Annotated in this window: 14 protein-coding genes; 4 read left to right on the top strand and 10 right to left on the bottom strand. The window is 43.0% G+C overall.

The window, feature by feature from the left end; all coding sequences use genetic code 11:
• Positions 1-82: 82 nt before the first annotated feature.
• The 10 genes from creD to kbl form a co-directional block, all read right to left on the bottom strand.
• Entirely contained in the window at positions 83-1,435 is a 1,353-nt protein-coding gene (creD, locus tag NAF17_RS08870) for a cell envelope integrity protein CreD (protein ID WP_252757647.1), read from the bottom strand.
• A 53-nt stretch (positions 1,436-1,488) separates the two neighbouring features.
• Positions 1,489-1,794, bottom strand: coding sequence for a winged helix-turn-helix domain-containing protein (locus tag NAF17_RS08865; RefSeq protein ID WP_252757646.1), 306 nt, complete (start codon positions 1,792-1,794; stop codon positions 1,489-1,491).
• Positions 1,791-2,423, bottom strand: a complete 633-nt coding sequence (locus NAF17_RS08860) for a hypothetical protein (RefSeq protein ID WP_252757645.1) — start codon at positions 2,421-2,423, stop codon at positions 1,791-1,793. The genes NAF17_RS08865 and NAF17_RS08860 overlap by 4 nt, the downstream gene beginning before the upstream one ends.
• An 88-nt stretch (positions 2,424-2,511) precedes the next feature.
• Positions 2,512-2,907, bottom strand: coding sequence for a hypothetical protein (locus NAF17_RS08855; RefSeq protein ID WP_252757644.1), 396 nt, complete (start codon positions 2,905-2,907; stop codon positions 2,512-2,514).
• A 53-nt stretch (positions 2,908-2,960) separates the two neighbouring features.
• Positions 2,961-3,542 (bottom strand): TetR/AcrR family transcriptional regulator, encoded by a 582-nt coding sequence (locus tag NAF17_RS08850; protein ID WP_067062844.1) that lies wholly within the window; start codon positions 3,540-3,542, stop codon positions 2,961-2,963.
• Between the two features lie 3 nt (positions 3,543-3,545).
• Positions 3,546-3,959: a Rieske (2Fe-2S) protein gene (locus NAF17_RS08845; protein ID WP_252757643.1), complete on the bottom strand. Its 414-nt coding sequence runs from the start codon at positions 3,957-3,959 to the stop codon at positions 3,546-3,548.
• Entirely contained in the window at positions 3,960-4,994 is a 1,035-nt protein-coding gene (pheS, locus tag NAF17_RS08840; protein WP_252757642.1) for a phenylalanine--tRNA ligase subunit alpha, read from the bottom strand. It abuts the gene before it with no gap.
• The gene (locus NAF17_RS08835) at positions 4,994-5,410 is read right to left on the bottom strand and encodes a PIN domain-containing protein (RefSeq protein ID WP_252757641.1); all 417 of its coding nucleotides are present in this window, start codon (positions 5,408-5,410) and stop codon (positions 4,994-4,996) included. Before NAF17_RS08835 ends, pheS begins: the two co-directional genes overlap by 1 nt.
• Positions 5,400-5,672, bottom strand: a complete 273-nt coding sequence (locus NAF17_RS08830; RefSeq protein ID WP_252757640.1) for a DUF6364 family protein — start codon at positions 5,670-5,672, stop codon at positions 5,400-5,402. Before NAF17_RS08830 ends, NAF17_RS08835 begins: the two co-directional genes overlap by 11 nt.
• A gap of 42 nt (positions 5,673-5,714) precedes the next feature.
• Positions 5,715-6,905 (bottom strand): glycine C-acetyltransferase, encoded by a 1,191-nt coding sequence (kbl, locus tag NAF17_RS08825; RefSeq protein WP_252757639.1) that lies wholly within the window; start codon positions 6,903-6,905, stop codon positions 5,715-5,717.
• A 131-nt stretch (positions 6,906-7,036) separates the two neighbouring features.
• Here kbl and NAF17_RS08820 point away from each other — a divergent pair, with 131 nt between their 5' ends.
• The 4 genes from NAF17_RS08820 (at position 7,037) to NAF17_RS08805 (ending at position 17,011) form a co-directional block, all read left to right on the top strand.
• On the top strand, positions 7,037-9,517 hold the full coding sequence (locus tag NAF17_RS08820; RefSeq protein WP_252757638.1) for a DUF5686 family protein: 2,481 nt from the start codon (positions 7,037-7,039) through the stop codon (positions 9,515-9,517).
• A gap of 137 nt (positions 9,518-9,654) precedes the next feature.
• Complete coding sequence (gene trhO / locus NAF17_RS08815; protein WP_252757637.1) at positions 9,655-10,614, top strand: oxygen-dependent tRNA uridine(34) hydroxylase TrhO; 960 nt, start codon at positions 9,655-9,657, stop codon at positions 10,612-10,614.
• A 256-nt stretch (positions 10,615-10,870) separates the two neighbouring features.
• Positions 10,871-13,756 carry a ligand-binding sensor domain-containing protein gene (locus NAF17_RS08810; RefSeq protein ID WP_252757636.1) on the top strand — a complete coding sequence of 962 codons (2,886 nt, stop codon included), beginning with the start codon at positions 10,871-10,873 and terminating at the stop codon, positions 13,754-13,756.
• A 258-nt stretch (positions 13,757-14,014) separates the two neighbouring features.
• Positions 14,015-17,011 carry a SusC/RagA family TonB-linked outer membrane protein gene (locus tag NAF17_RS08805; protein ID WP_252757635.1) on the top strand — a complete coding sequence of 999 codons (2,997 nt, stop codon included), beginning with the start codon at positions 14,015-14,017 and terminating at the stop codon, positions 17,009-17,011.
• The last annotated feature ends 2 nt before the right edge of the window (positions 17,012-17,013 follow it).

Here is a 17,013-nt window from a genome sequence, read left to right as displayed (position 1 = left end):
TTTAGAGACGCGAAGTATCGCGTCTCTACGTGATTTAATTATGTTTTTGTAGAGGCGCAATACCTTGCGCCTCATTTATTGATTATTGTTTATCCCAGTTTATTTTGCGCGAGAAATACATGAGCAGGGCTACGATGGCGAAGAGCGCGATACTGCCTATCAGCAAGGCCAGGTCTTCCAGTTGGATGATCACGAAAATGAATATGTAGATAATGGATAAGATGAGCGCGAATAAGGCCGCCGCGCCTTTGTTTTTAAGTAAAGATGCAATGAATACTGATATCAACCCAATGGTTGATACTGATGCGATGAGGTAAGCGAAATTATAACCTACCTGCTCTGAAAAGGAAAGCAGCAACGTGTAGTAGATGGTCATGGCCGCGCCTATCAAAATATAATTAAAAGCGTGGATGCGTTGCTTGCGGATCAACTCTGTTAGCAGCAACGAAACGAATGTAAGCAGGATGATGAGAATGGCGTATTTGCTGGTGCGGGTAATTTTCTGGTACTGATCTACCGGCAGGCGAAGTTTTACACCAAAAGATGCGTCGTCTTCTTTTTTCTTGCCGTTCAGCAGGTCGTTATCGTTAACCCATTGCTGCGGGTAGGGCCTGTTATAATACAGCATTTTCCAGCTGGCTTTAAAGCCGCTGCTATCAATCTCTCGTTTATCGGGCAGGCTACGGCCGTCAAAGCTCGGGCTGCTCCATTTGCCGTCGACCTCTACTTCGGTAGTTTTGCCCAAATGCAAAAAGTGAAGTTCCTGACTACCTTTTAGATCAAGCGTATAATCAAAATTAAAGGCGTTGCCGCTGGTAGCAGCCAGGTTGATATTGCCTTTTAATCCGTTAGCAAACAAATCCCTGCTGTTAAAAGAGGGTTCTGCAACCACCTGCATGCCCGCGGCATTTATCACCGGGTTGTTTTTAAGTCCTTTAAGATCACTGATGCTAAACTCCAGTCGTGCTTTGTCCAGCATCAATTGATCGGGCGTTAAGCCTAACCCCGCCACATCTGCCTTGGCAAAATTACCCGTTAACCGGATGGCCGAGTTATACACCACCGTCTCGAACATACCACGGTGTAATACCTCGGGTTTTACATTGGCTTTGATCTTGAGGTTTTCGGGTAATATGTAAAGGGTTTCAATCACCTCTTTGGTTATCTCTTTACCGTTTTCCATAAACTTGGCGGTTTTGCGGTATGGTATGATAAGTACCGGACCTTTTACCGTTTGGCTGCCCGACCATTGGTCGGCCACTTCTTTTATCATATCGTCCTGCCGCTCGGAACGCTCGCGGATGAGGTCGCCGATAAGGGATGAGGGGATCATCAGCACCAATACCAGGATGCCGATGAAAACTAATTTAACGGTGATCGATTCCTTGAACCAATCCATGATGCTGCGTAGCGGGTTTTGTTGTTCTTGTATCATTTGCTTATTTGAAAGTACTTTGAATTACAAAGTAATTAGGTAAAAAAATATAGTTAAAAATTCTTTTGATTTTTTATGATCTGCTCCAGGGCGTCAAGGTGTTGTTTAAACGCTTGTTTACCTTTGGCAGTAGCCTCGTAATTGGTGTTTGGCTTGCGGCCCAAAAATGATTTGTGCACCATAATATACTCCTCTTTTTCTAAGGCCTTAAGGTGCGATGCCAGGTTACCGTCTGATGCATCAAGCAGTTCCTTAAGCGAAATAAAATCGTAGCGCTCGTTCACCACCAGCACACTCATTATTTGCAAACGCAGCCGGTTCTCAAAGGCTTTGTCGAGTTTTTCAAATGGGATCTTCACCGGTCGTATTTTAAGTACATGATGCTGCCGTAAACAATGTGTAACACGCCAAAGCCTACAGCCCAAAACAGCAAACCATAACCCGGCAGTAAAGCAGCCAGCAAACCTAATACAATTTCTATAATACCTAAATACTGTACATCTTTATAAGTATTGTTACTGGCGTTTACCAGTGCCAGGCCATAAAATATAAGCGTTGTTGATGCCACAATGCCAAAGTACCCTCTCGATATTAAAATAAGCACTAATAAGCCGCCGGTTACCAATGGTACAGCCAGGTTAAACAGCAATTGCCTGCTGGTGCGCCCCCAAGGGTTTTGCCCTTTTTGTTTGGCTTTGCGGATGGTTAGGTAAACACCTGTAATAAGCGAAGCAACTAATACTGCCAACGCCACCAGGATCAAAGTATACAAATTACCCGGCGAGCGCTTCACATCGTCCATTACATATTCGCGGTAGCTGAAAAAGCCACCAGTACCATAAATAATGTTATAGCCGATGGCTGCCCCTATCAAAGCATAAACACCCGCAAGCACACCGCTAAGGCCGCTAAGCGAGATGAATTTTGAGGAGCGCTCCATCATACTGCGGATGGATGTAAGCTCGTCTTGTATTTCGTTTTCTTTCACTTAAAAGTACTTTGTTATTCAAAGTAAGTTATTAAAAATGGGAGTTGCAAATATTATTTTAAAAAAGATGTAATATTTATGGTTTGAGCTAAAGCGAAGCGAGTATACTTTCTATGATCACCAAGCTAAAGTAAAATAAAACGCCGTACAAAGTCCATCGCCTTAACTCCTTCGCTTTGCGGTCGTAACCTTCGGCTTTGTAGGTGAAAGAAAAAACAAGTAACAATACTCCAGGAAATAACAGCGCGACCATTTTAGCCAATACGCCAAGTGGCTCGTTTGCCTGCTCTAAATTAGCCTGATGTTTCTTTTCTATAACTTGCGTAGCCTCAGTAATTTGCTCCTGCGATAAGCTGCGGCGTTCAAATTCACGCTTTGCAGATTCGAGCGCGGCGGGTTGATAATCGCCTGCCGGGCTATTTAGGATATTGATCAGGTCGGCATCGGTTCGCTTAAGCATTACCGCGTCAAATTCATTCGCCATGTAAATTGGTTTAGTACTTCTAAAATACAAAAAAATTCAGAGATACGGCTGTCTTACACCAATATCGCCGCCTTTACCAAATAAGGCAAAATTTCTTTTTGGAAAGATACAAAATTCTTGCGCACGTCGCTATCACTTACAGACGTAAACGCGAAACTGAATACGATGCTTTTACTGCATTTGATGAGGAAGCGTATCCGCTGGTGGTAGCCTTCGTGCTTGCGGATGCCGGGTAGCTGGGTGAACGATTGCACCAGCAGTTCTTCCAGTTCGTTTGAGAGGTTCTTTAAAAAATCTTGCGAGTTGGTGCTCTCGCGGATAAAATCCCAGCCAATAAATTCGTTGCAGACCGTGTATGACAGGCGGCAGGTTTTCATGATGAGGCTGCTAAGATGAGCTTCCTCGTCCATATCGGGGGTGTTGGTATTGATCAGTTCATCAACGCTAACTTTTATATAGTCCATCAGCAACACGTGCAAAACGGCTTCCTTACTATCAAAATACTTGTAGATGGTGGCCTTTGCAATTTTGGCGCGCTTGGCTATTTCGTTTACGCTGGTTTTATGGTAACCGAATTTGCGAAACAGATCTTGCGCTGCCCGCTTAATACTATCTTTAATTTTATCGGCTTCCATCAATTAGTTTGACACAAATATCTCAAATTGCGTGGTATTTACAATATACGACCTAAGATATTTGGTAGCAGGGGCTTTAACAGGGCCCCCATCTGAAAGTGAAAATTTTGATCCGCTGCATGGGTCGGTAGCGGTAAAGCCCGTATCATCAACAGAAATGGCGCATAATTTTTCGGGCTGATAGCTGCTGCAACGGTCGTAAGCCACATAAGAATTATCTGTTTGCCTGTAAATAATAATTCCGGCCACACCCGCACCCGATATATAGACATACCCCCCCGGTGCGTTAAGCGCGGTATAGCGTGGATCTGTTTTTACGATCTTTACGTTTACAGGTACACGCGGCACTATGCTTTCGGCTTTGCTGCAGCCTAAAAACAGCAGGCAAATAATAAGCAGTGCCGGGATATTCTTCATTTATATAATATCTGTTGTAAACTGTTTCAGGAAACGTACGTCGTTCTCAGAGAATAAACGCAGATCGCGGATCACATATTTCAGGTTGGTGATACGCTCTATCCCCATCCCGAAAGCAAAGCCGGTGTATTTTTTACTATCGATGCCGCAATTTTCCAACACGTTAGGGTCAACCATACCGCAGCCCAATATCTCTACCCAGCCGCTGTACTTACACATGTTACAGCCTTCGCCTTTACAAATGGTACAAGAGATATCCATCTCTGCAGATGGCTCGGTGAACGGGAAGTATGATGGGCGGAAACGAACCTTGGTACCCTCGCCGTAAAGCTCCTGCACAAAGTGATAAAGCGTTTGCTTCAGATCACTAAACGATACATTCTCATCCACATATAAACCCTCTACCTGGTGGAAGAAACAGTGCGCGCGTGCCGAGATAGCCTCGTTACGGTAAACACGGCCCGGCATAATGGCGCGAAACGGCGGTTTACCATTCTCCATCATCCGTACCTGTACCGATGAGGTGTGTGTACGCAAAGCGATATCATCCGTCCCATCACCCTTGCGGATAAAGAAAGTATCCTGCATATCCCTTGCAGGGTGTTCCTGCGGGAAGTTCAGGGCCGAGAAGTTATGCCAGTCGTCCTCAATCTCCGGGCCCTCGGCCACTACGAAACCAAGGCGTTTAAATATATCGATGATTTCGTTACGTACCAACGATAACGGGTGGCGTGAACCTACTTCAAAACCATCACCGGGCAAAGTAAGGTCAATTTCGGATTTGGGATTTTCGATTTCGGGTTTAAGACTTTCCTGTATTTCCTGATACTTGCTTTCGGCAAATTGCTTAAACTGGTTAAGTACTTTACCAAAAGTGCGTTTCTCTTCGGGGCCAACGGTTTTAAACTCTTCAAAAAGGTCTTTTATCAACCCTTTGGTACCTAAAAATTTAATACGAAATACTTCCAGTTCATCAGCTTTGGCAGCTGTGAAAGCTTTTATCTCGGCAGTATATTGGTCTATTTTAGATTGCATTATAACGTTCTTAAAAATTGTTCGGCAGTCAATACCGGAATTGTAGCTTGTTTGTAGTCTTTTATATTACGTGTGATTATAACGTCGCATCCTCCACTAATTGCAGCGTAGTATTGCACGGCATCTTCAAAATTAGAGAAAGCCGAAGCGACAGCAGCTTTAATTAAATCAACATCTTCTTTAATAATAGTAAACCTATTTGTTAATACTGAAACTGCTTGCCTGGCAAGTTTCTCGTTTAATACTCGTTTAGTTGCATCATGGATATTCAATAAACTATGGGTGGAAGCGCTTAATTTATAAATACTGCCATCAGCTAAGTTTACTACCTCTGCACTGGTGTTAAAATGAGGCTGCCTGATTAAAATTGTATCTAATAACACATCGGAGTTAATAAATAAATTTTTATAAGCCATACTTTTCATCCAGATGCTTATGATATAATGCCTTATGATCGAAATCAGGTGTAGGCTCTCTCGCTACAATTAGTTGTTGCATCCATTCCGGAAAATCAGCTAATTGTGACATATCAGCCTTTTTCTTTTTCCGCTTCTTATCAAGTTCTATAACAAGGGTTTTAATAAACTTAGAAACACTCATATTGCTTTCGGCTGCAACTTCCTTCGCAATTTGTATAGTGTCCCTGTCCATACTCAATGTTAATTTCGCAGTTGCCATATCAATAAATTTATACGTACAAATATAAAAATTTATACGTAACTATTTAATCACCCCTAAAGCCTTACCTACCTTAGTAAATGCGGCTATAGCTTTATCTAAATGTGCTACATCATGCGCGGCCGAGATCTGTACACGGATACGTGCTTTGCCCTGTGGAACAACCGGGTAATAGAAGCCAATAACATAAATGCCTTCTTCCAGCATCTTAGCTGCAAACTCCTGCGCCAGCTTGGCTTCGTAAAGCATAACAGGTACAATTGGGTGCACGCCTGCTTTTATATCAAAACCCGCAGCAGTCATCTTCTCGCGGAAGTATTGGGTATTGCTTTCCAGTTTATCGCGAAGGTTGGTGGTTTCGCTTAGCATATCCAGTACAGCAATAGACGCGCCTGTAATAGCAGGGGCTAATGTATTGCTGAACAGGTAAGGACGCGAGCGCTGGCGAAGCATGTCAATAATCTCTTTACGGCCAGATGTAAATCCGCCCGATGCACCACCCAAAGCTTTACCTAACGTACCGGTAATGATATCTATCTTACCCATTACATTATGATGCTCGTGCGTACCGCGGCCGGTTTTGCCCATAAAGCCGCTGCAATGGCTTTCATCAATCATTACCAAGGCATTGTACTTTTCGGCAAGAGCGCAAATTTTATCAAGCTGCGCGATGGTACCATCCATAGAGAACGCCCCATCGGTAACAATGATACGGTGGCGAAGATCCTGAGTGGCTTTCAGCTGCTCTTCCAGGTCGGCCATATCATCATGTTTGTAACGCTTGCGTTGCGCCTTACAAAGGCGCACACCGTCTATGATCGAGGCGTGGTTCAATTCATCAGAAATAATAGCATCCTGATCGTTAAACAACGGCTCAAAAACACCACCATTCGCATCAAAAGCGGCCGCATATAGTATGGTATCTTCTGTACCTAAAAAGGCAGTTATTTTTTGTTCAAGTGTTTTATGTATATCCTGCGTACCGCAAATAAAACGTACCGACGATAAGCCGTAACCATGGGTATCCATCGCATTTTTGGCAGCCTCAATCACTTTACCGTTTCCCGATAAGCCCAGGTAATTATTGGCACAAAAGTTTATTACTTCCTGCCCGCCCTGCACGGTAATATCTGCGCCCTGTGGCGAGGTGATAATTCTTTCGCGTTTGTATAGGCCGGCGCTTTCAATATCGACAAGTTCCTGCTGTAAAACCGGTTGCAATGTATTGTACATAATAATGAGATGTTAAAGCCGCAAAATTAAACATTAACAAGCAATTGAACGGGTTATACAAAACATTTAATGTAAATTACGTACACGCAAAAACATTTTAGCCACTATTAGTATTTACCGTAAAACACCCTATGAGAAGATACTTACCCTTTATTATATTTATACTCACTGCATTTACCGCATCGGCACAGCAATACGTATTATCGGGCCATATAACAGGCCAAAAAAACGAGATGGTGCCGTTCGCATCGGTATACATCCGCAATACCAGTTATGTCACCACCGCTAACGAGGAAGGCCGCTATCAGCTAAAACTAAGCCCCGGCACATATAACGTTATTTACCGCGCTACAGGTTATGCAGAACAGGTAGAAAAGATAACCATAGCCGACCAGCCCGTTCCACATGATATGCAGCTAACCAACGAGGCTTTCAAATTTAGCCAGGTATCTGACAAGTGGAAACAAAACCTTGACCCCGGCGATACCATCATGAGCCGGGTTATTGCCAAACGCCAGCAGCATTTAAATGAAGTAAAAAGTTACTCGTGCGCGGTTTATGTAAAAGGGGTTCAAAAGCTTTTAAGCTCGCCAAAGGCATTAACCAGTAAAGCGGTGATACAGGCACTCGATCTGGATTCTAACGGCCGTGGCATCCTTTACCAAACCGAGATCCTAGCAAGCCTTAACTTTGCAAACCCTAACAAAATGCGCGAGGTTACCATTGCTTCAAAGCAATCGGGTATCAATACCGCGTTCGATTACAGCAAGGCATCAGACCTGCAGGTGAATTTTTATAACGATGTATTTAAAATAAACGGGTTAAGCACCCGTGCTTACCTTTCACCCATAGGTACAAACGCGGCTAAATATTACAATTATAAACTGGCTGGCAGCACCATACAAAACGGCCTTACAGTTGATAAAATTGAGGTAATACCCAAGCGCGAGAATGGCCAGTACTTTCAGGGTAACATGTACATTGTAGAGGGTGATTGGCGGATTTACAGTGTAGACCTGATGCTTACCAACAAAAGGGCAAGCTTAAATCTTGTTGACACCTTAAAAATAAGCCAGCAATACATCCCTATAACCGATAGCGTTTGGATGCCGGCAGCGGTACAGGTTAATTTTAGGGGAACGGTACTTGGGTTTAAATTTGGCGGATATTACCAGGGGATCTACAACAACTATAAATTAAACCCAACCTTCCCCAAAGGTTATTTTAATGGCGAAGTATTAAAAATAGATACCGCGGCCAATCTTAAAACCCCGGGATATTGGAACGCAACGCGCCCATTACCTTTAACCAAACAGGAAACCCGCAATTATCAAAAAAAGGATAGCATTGCCGCCTACAAAAAAACGGATGCTTACCTGGATAGCCTGCAGCATACTAAAAACAACATCAACTACTTTACTTATACCATATTTGGTTACAGCGCAAGCAACCGCAGCGAGCGCGATTCACTGTACATTTTCCCGTTCCTGCAAACGTTTTATTACAACACAGTTGAAGGATTTGGTATAAATGCCAAAGTGCGTTACTCCCATAAAATAGATGACCTGCACTCGTACAGCGTCACCCCTGCCGTGCGCTATGGTTTCGGTAATAAATTATTCAGTGCCAATGTGCATGCAGAGTACCTTAACGATCCGTTTCATAACCAAAAGTTTTTTGTTGATTTTGGCAGCGATGTGCTCGATTTGAACAACGTAGGTACACGCTCGCTATATTTTAACACACTAAGCACCATACTGTACGAGAATAACTATGTAAAATATTACCGTTCGCAATACGGGGGCTTTGGCTTCCAGCGCGAATTAAGGAATGGTATTTTATGGTCGGCGGCATTGCAATACGCCAGCCGTACCCAAATGTATAACAATGCCTTTGGGCACTTAGTAAATGTAAAAAATAAAGAATTTACCTCTAACAATCCACTGGCACCTGCAGGTACACCTCCAGAAGACCGCTCATTCTTGTTCCCGCAAAACCAGGCATTAACATTTAATACATCAGTAGCCTTTACATTCGATCAGCAATATATTACCAGGCCAACCGGTAAATTCAATATCCCGTCGAGGTATCCTACGCTAACTGTTAACTATCGTAAGGGTATAAAAAGCGCTTTTGGGTCTGATGTTGATTATGATTTTGCATCGGTTGATATCGCGCAGTCCAACATCCGTGTAGGATTGTCGGGTTTCTCCTCTTTTAAATTAACAGGTGGCGATTTCTTCAGGAACAACAACCTGTATTATATGGATTATTACCATTACTTAGGTAACCAGGGTACCACGTTCGACCCTACCTACATCGGTAGCTTCCACTTCCTGCCGTTTTATACCTACAGTACAAATGGCGCGTTCTTCGAAGCACACTACCAACACAACTTTGCCGGATCGTTGCTCAACAAAATACCTTTGATCAGGAAATTAAAGCTGGAAGAAATAATTGGCGCCAACTATTTAACCACCAAGGGCAACCCTAACTACAAAGAGTTTTATGTAGGTGTACAACGCCTTATCTTTAGGGTAGATTACGGTATCTCATACGCGGGGAACAAAAAATACATCCAGGGCTTCAGGATATTTTACGGCCTACGCTAACGCAAAGTCCGCAAGTAAGCAAGTCCGGAAGACATGAGCACCTTTCGAACTTGCCGACTTTCGGTCTTTCCGACTTTCTTAAAAAACATTATCTTTGCACCTCATTTAACACCGTTTGCAGCGGCATCAATGTGGTTATGATAAAATACAACACACTACTTTACTATTGTTATTCAACAATAGCTGATGGCGAGCAATTTGCGGCCGATCATTTAAAATTTTGTACCGCTCTTGGGTTAACCGGGCGCATTATTGTGGCCGACGAAGGCCTTAACGGTACCGTATCCGGCACCGAAGAGGCTTGTAAAACCTACATGGATACCCTGCACGCCGATGCGCGTTTCGCCGGGATCGATTTTAAGGTGGATGTGGTAGATGAACCTTCGTTCGTAAAAATGCACTGCCGATATAAATCAGAAATAGTACACTCCGGCCTGCGCGATCCAAACATGATCAACCCGCAGCTACAAACCGGTAAACATTTAGAGCCAAAAGATTTTTTGGCGATGAAAGACCGCGACGACGTGGTGATACTTGATGTACGCTCGAACTACGAACACTCTCTTGGAAAATTTAAAAATGCGGTAACGCTGGATATCGAAAACTTCCGCGATTTCCCGGCGATGATCAACGAGCTTGCCAAATACAAGGATAAAAAGATATTGACCTACTGCACCGGCGGCATCAAGTGCGAAAAAGCATCGGCCCTGCTGTTGCACGAAGGGTTTAGCGATGTTTACCAGCTACACGGCGGTATTATCAAATACGGTAAAGAAACCGGCGGCGAAGATTTTGAGGGCAAATGCTACGTGTTCGACAGCCGCCTTTCTGTTGATGTAAATAGCGTAAACCCGGTTGTGATATCCACCTGCCGTAACTGTGGCAAAACCACGCCAAAAATGATCAACTGTGCCAACCCCGAGTGTAATGAACACTTTACGCAGTGTGATGATTGCGGCACCGCAATGGATGGATGCTGCAGCGCCGAATGTCAATCGCACCCGCGCAAGCGTATTTACGATGGCACAGGTTACTATGTAAAAGTGCCCCAGCCGGTAAATACAGCTAAAAAAGGCGCTGTGCAGTTCGCAGGCTAATAATTTCGGCTAAAGCCGGAAATGTATATCAATTCATCCGCCCCATAAATGGGGGCAATGATATTAATATTTGATAACTCAGCACTTCGTTTAACACTAAAATCACCAACGCGCTTAACCTTTGCAGCCTATCATTGCTGTCGGCTTTAACCAACGGGTAGCAAAAACAGCGTGTTGGCTTTAGCCAAAATCTCCCCTACCATTTATTCAAAGTCAAATTGTATTTTTGACATATTAACTTTGTGCCGATACATTTATGCGGAAACACCTCCTGTTTGCTTTTTTCGTCCTTGTAAATATTTGCGTGCAAGCTGCTGATATAAAAAGCATTGGTGTACCTTACGTACAAAATTACACTAAGGCACAGTACCAGTCGGGCAATCAAAACTGGTCGGTAACGTGCGATGAGCACGGCATTATGTACTTTGGTAACGACGAAGGCCTGCTATCGTTCGATGGTAAATACTGGCAGCTAAACCGGATGCCCAATGGCCTTATCGTCCGCTCTGTAGCGGCTGATGGAAAAGGAAAGATCTACTCTGGCGGTTTTGGTGAATTTGGCTATTGGGAAAACAATAAAAAAGGCTTTCTTAAATATAATTCGCTTACACACCTTGTCCCCAAAAAATACCAACCCGTAAAAGAAGAAACCTGGAAGATCTATGTAGATAAGGATAGGGTTATTTTTCAGTCCTTTGGCTCTATCTATATTTATGCCAACGGTAAAATAAACGTTATAAAGGCGCCTATACCATTTCTATTCCTTTTCAAAACCGGCAGCCGCTATTTTGTTGAACAGGTTGATACAGGCCTGTTCGAACTTAAAAACAACAAACTAATATACGTAGCAGGCAGCAATATTTTAGGCAGCCGCGTGCTGTCAATCCTGCCATTCTCCAACAACAAATACCTCATTGGTACCGCTAAAAACGGTTTGTTTTTGTACGATGGTGCCACCATACAACCATGGCAAAACCAGGCGAACGATTTCCTAAAAAATTATCAGCTAAACAACGGCGCCGTAATACCAGGTAAGTACTTTGCTTACGGCACTATCTTAAATGGCATTGTCATAATTGATACCGCGGGTAACGTGGTGCAGCACATTAACAAATCAAGCGGGTTACAAAACAACACCGTATTAAGCCTATATACCGATACCGAACAAAACCTTTGGGCAGGGCTGGATAATGGCATCGACAGGATCGAGGTAAACTCCCCCCTTTACTTTTACTTTGACAAAACCGGGCGCTTCGGTACGGTATACTCCAGCATTATTTTTAATAATAAAATTTACCTGGGCACTAACCAGGGCTTATACTATAGCGATTGGATAATCCCGGGTAACAAGCGCCTTTTTCAGTCGTTTAATTTTCAACTTATCCCCGGTTCGCAGGGGCAGGTTTGGGAGCTATCGTTGCAAGATGGTAAACTACTTTGCGGCCACAACGATGGCACGTTTCAGGTAAACGGCAATACCCTAACAAAAATAAACCCCCTAAGCGGTGGGTGGACCATCAAAAAATTTAATACGGGCCAACTGATCCAGGGTATTTATAACGGCTTGGTTATTTACCGTAAAGATGCCGCCGGTAATTGGGCTTTTGATCATAAAATTGATGGCTTTACCGAACCATCGCGGTATGTGGAGCAGGATAACAAAGGCCAGATCTGGGTGAGCCATGCCTACAAAGGCATCTATAAAATAATCCTGACTGCCGACAATAAAAAGGTAGCGTCGCAAAAATATTACGACAAAAACTCGGGCCTTCCCGATAGTTATAATGTGGGTGTTTTTAACCTCGATAACCGTATCATTTTTGCGTCGGACTCTGGCTTTTATGTGTATGATGACATTACCGACAGGTTTTACAAATACCAGCAGCTTAATAAAGCGCTTAAAACCTTTTCATCGTCAAATAAGGTAATAGCCGCTATCGGTAAAAAGTACTGGTTTATAAACCATGGGCGGGTTGCCCTGGCAGACCTATCAGTGCCGGGCAAACTTACTATCGACTCGAACCGTTTTAGCAGTCTTAATGGCCAAATGGTGCAGAATTATGAGAACATCAGTATGATCAACAACCAGATCTACCTCATAAGTGTAGACGATGGTTTTGTTATTGTTAATAATAAAAACACATCGCGGCAGCCCAATTTTAAACTGCCCGATGTACTGATACGGCAAGTTGAAAACATTACCGATAAAACACAGGTAATAACAGATATGAACAGTAATGATAACGAGATAGCCATCCCTTATCATCAAAACAACATCCGCATCTCTTATTCTCTGCCGTATTATAAACAGGCAAAAATTAAGTACCAGTATTACCTGGAAGGGTACTCGCGCCAGTGGAGCGAGTGGAGCGCGCAAAGCCAAAAAGAGTTTACTAACCTTAACCAGGGCACTTACCATTTTAAAGTACGCGCTAAAATTAACGACGAAAACATATCGGGTGTAACTACTTTTACTTTCGAGGTTTTGCCGCCATGGTACGCCGGCAAAATTGCCATTACGTTTTATTTATTGATGGCCGCTTTGCTTTACATTGCTATCCGCAAATATTATTTACTTAAACTGAAACGCCACCAGCACCAGATTCAGGAAAAACTACAGCGCGAAAAAGAGGAGTTTTTACAGCGCGAGGCCATTGCAAACGAGCAACACATTGTAACTATTAAAAACGAACAGCTACAGGCCGACCTTGCAAGCAAAAGCCGCGAGCTGGCTAACTCGGCCATGAACATCGTGTACAAGAACGAATTGCTTCAAAAAATAAGCGATGAAATAGACCGTTTTAAAGATAGCAGCGGCAAAAAGCTTTCAGACGATCAGCTTAAAAAGATCCACAAAGTTATTGAAGAAGGTATGAGTGATGACCGCGATTGGAACGTTTTTGAGAACAGTTTTAACGAAGCGCACGAAAACTTTTTTAAGAAACTTAAACAAGGCCATCCCGACCTGGTACCCAACGATTTAAAGCTTTGTGCCTACCTGCGCATGAACATGAACAGCAAGGAGATGGCATCATTATTAAACATATCGCTCCGTGGTGTGGAGATTAGGCGCTACCGCCTGCGTAAAAAGCTCAATTTAGAGCATGATAAAAACCTGGTAGAGTTTCTCATCGAGTTATAATACTACATCATTACCTCTCATACCCCCATTTCGCTACTGTTATGCATGCATAAAGTTTGTAGTATACAAAGCATGTAAAATTGTTTCTTAACTTACATTATATCAATTGTTTATATTTTCTTCTTAAAAAATTTGTGAAAGTATTTTAAGGTTGATGTATTAATGTAGAGTTGCATTATTTGCTAAAATTATATTATCTCCTCAACTTCGAATCTTAAAGAACCAATTAAACCAGTACTTAAAAATTTATTAACCACTATGAAGAGAATTTACACAATCTCGGGCTTGCTCCTATTGTTTACTTTTTTCTCAACTGCCCTATTTGCACAAAACGTTACTATTAAAGGTAAAGTTAGCGATGCAAAAACCGGTGAAGCGCTTATAGGCGTAACAGTTGCGGTAAAAGGTACTACAAACGGCACCCAAACCGATGTTAATGGGGTTTACTCAGTAAATGCCGCATCAAACACAATACTGCAGGTATCCTATTTAGGTTACACAACGCAGGAAATTGTAATTGCCGGACGTAATAACATAGACGTTAAACTACAAAGCGCTACTAACGAACTGCAAGGCGTAGTAGTTATTGGTTACGGTACCCAACGCAAACTTGATGTTACCGGTTCGGTTGCCTCGGTTAAAGGCGAGGAGATTTCTAAACAGGCTTCTATTAATCCACTAAGCGCTTTGCAGGGTAAAGTAGCGGGTGTACAGATCACCAACTCGGGTTCGCCGGGTGCTTCACCTAAAGTAGTTATACGTGGTACCGGTACCATTTACGGTAACACCAATGTACTATATGTAGTTGATGGTGTTTGGTATGATGATATCAGCTTCCTCAACCCGTCGGATATCGAAAATATGAGTATCCTTAAGGATGCATCAAGTACTGCTATCTACGGTATCAGGGCGGCAAACGGTGTTGTTTTGGTAACTACCAAAAAAGGTAAAAAAGGCACAACAACTGTTAACTATAACGGTTACGCAGGTTGGCAATCAGTTACCAACCCGGTAAAAATGGCTAATGCTACCGAGTATGCTACCATTATCAACGAGCTTTACGCAAGCAATAATTCTACACCATTATTTAACGACCCTGCAAGCTACGGAACAGGTACCGATTGGTCTAAACAGATCTTACGTGATGCGTTTGTACAAAACCACCAGGTTTCTATAAACGGGGGTGCCGAAAAATCGAGCTACAACTTATCATTAGGCATACTTAATCAGGATGGTAACATCAAAACAGACAACTATAAACGCTATACCATGCGTTTAACTGATGATTATCAGCCGTACAAAAACCTAAAATTAGGTATCAGCGCAAGCGGTTTATACAGCAAATCAAAAGATATCCCGGGTGGCATATTCCACGAGGTTTATGGCGCAGCACCAGTAGTACCGGTTTACTACGCCGATGGCACTTATGGCGACCCAAGTGACTACAGCCTGGGTGATGGTAACAACTACAACCCGCAGGCATCGCTTGATTTCTTTAACCAAAAATCAACAAATTTTCGTTTTACGGGTAATGTTTACGCGCAGTTAACCTTCCTAAAACACTTCAACTTTAAAACAAGCTTAGGTGGCGATTTTGGCCAGGCCGAGGTTAAAAACTACAACCCTGTTTACGTTGCTACTTTAAAGCAGCGTAATACAACAAGCGTACTTAGCCAGGACAGAACAGAAACCCGCAACTGGATAGTTGAAAACACACTAACCTATGAAAACCAATTCGGCGACCACAGGTTAACCGTGTTAGCCGGTCAAACCGCGCAACGCAACCAGGCTTACACTTTTAACGGCCGTGCAGAAAACGTACCGGGTGGTGGTGACGAAAACATGTATTTGTCGCTTGGTACAAATCGGACTTCAACAGACGGCGGTTCGTTAAACACAGCATCATCATACTTTGGCCGTGTTAACTACGCGTTTAAAGACAAGTACCTGTTAAATGCAACCATCCGTGATGATGCTGCTTCACAATTCTACGGCGATTTCTTACACACAACCTTACCATCAATTGGTGCAGGTTGGGTTATTACTAAAGAAGATTTCATGAAAGATCAGCATGTATTTGATCTATTGAAATTAAGAGGCAGCTGGGGTAAAGTAGGTAATGCGGGTATCCCGTATAACCCACTAACACCAACCATCGCACGTGACCCATATTTAACCGCTATTTTTGGCGGCGTACCATACCAGGGCGCAAGTTATAACACCGTACAACCACAGCTTTTACGTTTAGAGATTGGTGTTGGTACCGATATTGGGTTAGAGGCGGCAATGTTTAACAACCACTTAACTTTCGAGGCTGATTACTACAACAGAACCACCAATAATGCAATATTTGTTATCCCTGTACCATCATCAACTGGTACATCAGGCGGGTTAATTGGCAACCAGGCTAAAATTCAAAACCGTGGCTTTGAGTTCTCTGCAACCTGGAGAGGTACTTCAGGCGAGTTTACTTACTCTATAGGTGGTAACATCGGCATCAACAATAATAAATTACTTGAAGTTGTATCCGGTAAAAATCCACTTTACCAGGGTGGCGATGGTATAGCTAACGGTGCATTAGCAACCCGTTCGGTAGTTAACGAGCCAATTGGCCAGTTCTACGGTTATAAAGTTGTTGGTGTATTCCAAACTGCTGCCGAAGTTGCAAGTTCTGGTCAAACCAGCGCACAGCCCGGCGACTTTAAATATGCTGATACCGACGGGGATGGTGTTATCACCAGTAAAGATCGCGTAGTATTAGGTAACCCTAACCCTAAATATAACTACGGATTTAACACCAGCTTTGGTTATAAAAACTTCGATCTGGCTTTAGATTTCCAGGGCCTTGCAGGTGTTGATATTTATAATGCAAACGTAGCTTACCGCTTTGGTAACGAAAACTACACTAAAGATTTTTATGACAACCGCTGGCACGGGCCGGGTACTTCAACTACCTATCCATCAGCAAATGTTGGTAACACAAGCAACTCGGCACCAAACTCTTTCTTTGTAGAAAGCGGTGCTTATTTCAGGGTTAGGAACGCGCAATTGGGTTATACCCTGCCAAGCGCTTTGTTAACTAAGATTGGCATAAAACGTTTAAGAGTTTACGCGAACGCGCAAAACCCATTAAACTTCTTTAAATACAAAGGTTTTAACCCAGAAGTTGGTGGCGGCCCGGGCAGCACTGGTATTGATGCCAGCGTATACCCACTATATGCTACTTATAACTTTGGTGTTAACGTTACTTTTTAATC

The organism is Mucilaginibacter aurantiaciroseus (assembly GCF_024055595.1).
GTDB lineage: Bacteria > Bacteroidota > Bacteroidia > Sphingobacteriales > Sphingobacteriaceae > Mucilaginibacter > Mucilaginibacter aurantiaciroseus.
Note: the sequence above shows the minus strand (reverse complement) of the source record. Positions and strands in the feature narration are given on the sequence as shown.